The sequence below is a fragment of the Helicobacter aurati genome (assembly GCF_003364265.1).
Lineage (GTDB): Bacteria > Campylobacterota > Campylobacteria > Campylobacterales > Helicobacteraceae > Helicobacter_A > Helicobacter_A aurati.
In genome coordinates this window covers 1-3,469 of sequence record NZ_NXLW01000033.1, presented here as the reverse complement: position 1 = coordinate 3,469, position 3,469 = coordinate 1, and the positions used below count along the sequence as shown (strand labels likewise).

The 3,469-nt window shown below is 37.8% G+C and carries 2 protein-coding genes and 3 pseudogenes; all 5 read left to right on the top strand.

What is annotated here, in order from left to right; translation table 11 throughout:
• Positions 1-189 precede the first annotated feature (189 nt).
• Positions 190-600, top strand: a pseudogene (locus tag CQA66_RS09740) (TaqI-like C-terminal specificity domain-containing protein); the annotation flags it as partial.
• A 180-nt stretch (positions 601-780) separates the two neighbouring features.
• Positions 781-1,908, top strand: coding sequence for a TaqI-like C-terminal specificity domain-containing protein (locus CQA66_RS09735; RefSeq protein ID WP_425323578.1), 1,128 nt, complete (start codon positions 781-783; stop codon positions 1,906-1,908).
• Positions 1,909-1,937: 29 nt separating this feature from the next.
• Positions 1,938-2,432, top strand: a complete 495-nt coding sequence (locus CQA66_RS08980; protein WP_115582658.1) for a TaqI-like C-terminal specificity domain-containing protein — start codon at positions 1,938-1,940, stop codon at positions 2,430-2,432.
• Between the two features lie 20 nt (positions 2,433-2,452).
• Positions 2,453-3,076: pseudogene (locus CQA66_RS09730) on the top strand (TaqI-like C-terminal specificity domain-containing protein); the annotation flags it as partial.
• A gap of 231 nt (positions 3,077-3,307) precedes the next feature.
• Positions 3,308-3,415 (top strand): annotated as a pseudogene (locus CQA66_RS09725) (hypothetical protein); the annotation flags it as partial.
• Positions 3,416-3,469: the final 54 nt, after the last annotated feature.

Genomic DNA, 3,469 nt, shown 5'->3' with positions numbered 1-3,469 from the left:
CTTGTTCCCCCTCCCTTTGCGGAGGGGGCTAGGGGGTGGGGCAAATCCCAAAGTAAAAGAGATGTTTCGGCTTCGCCTCAACATGACAAACAAGATTCAAATTGTCATTCTGAACCTGCATTAGCGAGTGAAGAATCCCAAACAATACAGAGAAAAATCAATCTTGAAAACAACACCATTCTACTCACCGAAAGAGAGCGCACCGCACAGCTTATTAAGCCCATTTTGCGAGGGAGAGACATTAAGAGATACAGTTATGAATGGGCGGGATTGTGGATAATATTTATATCGTGGCATTTTCCAAATACAGATAATCCAAAGTCTATGCAAGAAAATGAGCAAGATTTAGCAGAACAATATCCAAGTTTATACTCTCATTTGTTGCAACATAAAGATAGACTCTCTAAACGAAACAAAGATGAAACAGGTATTCGTTATGAATGGTATTGTTTGCAACGTTGGGGTGCAAATTATTATCAAGAATTTGCCAAGCCTAAGATTGTCTATAGCGAAATCGTGCGTGAGCCACAATTTTATTTAGACAATGGCGAATTTAAGTTTGGACATTTCTATGCAGAGGCAACAAGCTTTATCTTAAGCGCAAATTGTCAAACTGAAGCTTTAGAATCTCATAACCCACCCCCTAGCCCCCTCCGCAATGGGAGGGGGAATAATCCTTGTCAAGCTGAAGTCTCTCTTTGCCAAACTAACTCCCCCTATTGTCATTCTGAACCTTTAGCCGAAGAATCTCAACATTCCAAAAGAGATATTTCGCTTTCTATGAAAGCTCAATATGACAAAGGGGAAGCGCAACACCACAAAATGCAAGTGAGCTTAGAATACCTTTTAGGGATTTTGCATTCCAAACTTGCCACCTTTGCCTTTAAAGAGTTTTACGCTGGGGGAGGGCTAGGAGAGAGTGGCTATCGCTACAAAAAGGCATTTTTAGAAAAGCTCCCCATTCCAAGACTTGATAAAACACAAGAAGCAGAGTTTGTAAGGCTTGTCAATGAGATTTTAGAAACCAAAGCGCAGAATAAAGACACAAGCAAACTAGAACAAACATTAGATTCTATGGTCTTTGCGCTCTATGGCTTAGACGATAAACAAAGAGCTATGATAACCGCTGCGGGGGGGGGCAAATATAGTTTAGCTTATTTGCTTGTTGTCTGTGTAAAATCCCAATCCCTTACCTTGCTTAAGCTCCTTTGTGAAAACTTCGAGACTGAACTCAAAGAGGCTTTTAGATTTTGCGAGGGATTGCAAGTGCCACAAAAACAATATGAAGGAAAAATTATTTATCCAAATATGGCAAAGGAATTTATTGCTTATCTTGATATGCAAGGATTTTTTACGAATCAAAAATGTTTCATTTTAAGCGACAATATTAAAGATAAAAATAGGCTGCTATATCTGACTGCGATTCTCAACTCCAAGACAAATTTTTGGTATTTTAAACAAATTGGAGCGACTTTAGGGGCAAGTGGTTATGAGATGAGTAAGATTTTTGTAGAAAAACTCCCTGTGGTAGAAACTAATAAAATAGATTCTAAACTCTTAGCAGAGATTGAGGGTTTAGCAAAAGAAATTTTAGAGATAAATCATGCTTGTCATTCTGAAGCTTGCTTGCAAGCTAAAGAATCCCATACAAAACTCAAGAGAGATGTTTCGCCTTCGCCTCAACATGACAAGATTAAAAATTGTCATTCTGAAGTCTTGCAAAGCAAGACTGAAGAATCTCATAACCCACCCCCTAGCCCCCTCCGCAATGGGAGGGGGGATTATAGTGCCGACACAAGCAAGTTAGAATCCCGCCTTGATTCTCTAATCTATCAAGCATACAACCTAAACCAAGATGAGATAGCTCTCATAGAATCTGCCTTTAATTCTGCGGGGGGGGGGGCATAAATGCCTATCTTGAAGCGTTTAATAGTATTTTGGATACTTTTATTCTCAATACTTTAGAGAGGTTGGAAGCTAGTAATCTGGCACAAAAGCATTATCAAGGCAAGATTATCTGGGCGGAGATGACAAACACACCTTGTTTTGTGTATGAATCACAAGGCTTTTATATCAATCAAACTTGCTATTTTATTCCAAGAGATGATATGTATTTATGTGCTGTGCTAAACTCAAAATTGATTTATTTTTATATGCGACAAATTGCTTCTGGCTTAGGAGATGGAGCGTTTCGATGGATAAAGCAGTTTATAGAAAAACTCCCTGTGATAGAGAAAAATGCCACTAATGAAGCAAAAATCAAAGAGATTAAGGCTCTAGCCACTCAAATCATCGCTTTACAACAAGAGAATAAAGATATCCATAGGCTAGAATCTAAGCTTGATAGTATGATTTATCAACTCTACAACCTAAACCAAGATGAGATAGCTCTCATAGAATCTGCCTTTAATTCTGCGGGGGGGGGGGCATAAATGCCTATCTTGAAGCGTTTATGCAAACTTTTAGAAAAGAATTTGAAGCTTTTTATTCTCTTAAGTCTTTTTATACTCCACAACTTTTAAAAACTAATGCTAGTGTTGGATATGATTCACAAGATTCCAAGCTTATTCCTCATCCTTTTGCAGATACTTCCCCAGCTCATTCCCTCTCACAGCAAGATGGGCTAACCATTCCCTCATCTATTGCAGAGGATTCCGAGCTTCTCCCCCATCCCTTTGCGGAGGGGGTTAGGGGGTGGGGTAAATCCCAAATCCATTCTTATCAAACTAAAGCCTTTGAGAGTGAAAAATCTTACCCTCTACATTGCCAATCTGAATCCTTGCATAGCAAGGCTAAAGAATCTAAAAGAAATCCTTCACTTGCTATGCAAACTTGGAATAACAAAGGGACTTATGAGGGTAAGATTATGTGGAATAGAATCTCCAATGAACTTTGTTTTTCTTATGATTGGGCAGGGCATTATATTTTGGATTCTATGTTTATGATTACTACTAGGAATGAAACTTTAGTTAAATATCTTTTATCAGTGTTAAATTCTAATATTTCGAGGCATTGGATTAAAAATAATGCGGCAACTTTGGGTGAGGGAGTTTATGGAGCTAAAATTTATATCGAAAAGCTTCCTATCCCAAAAATCACTAAACAAAACCAAACAATCGTAGATAAAATCATTGCTTTAGTTGATGAGATTCTCGCAATCAAGGAATCTTGTCAAAGAGATGTTTCGCTTTCTATGAAAGCTCAACATGACAATAATTCTTGTCATTCTGAGGGCTTTATGCCCGAAGAATCTCTAAGCAAAGAATTAAGAAGTTTTAATAGAGATATTTCGGGCATTCGCCCTCAACATGACAAAATACCCAACACAAGCAAACTAGAATCTAAAATCAATTCTTTAGTCTATCAGCTCTACAATCTCACCAAAACAGAGATTAAGATTGTAGAATCTCAATAATATAAGAACACAAATTTTAAATAAAGAGGGTTTATGGAGAGAGTTTATATAAAG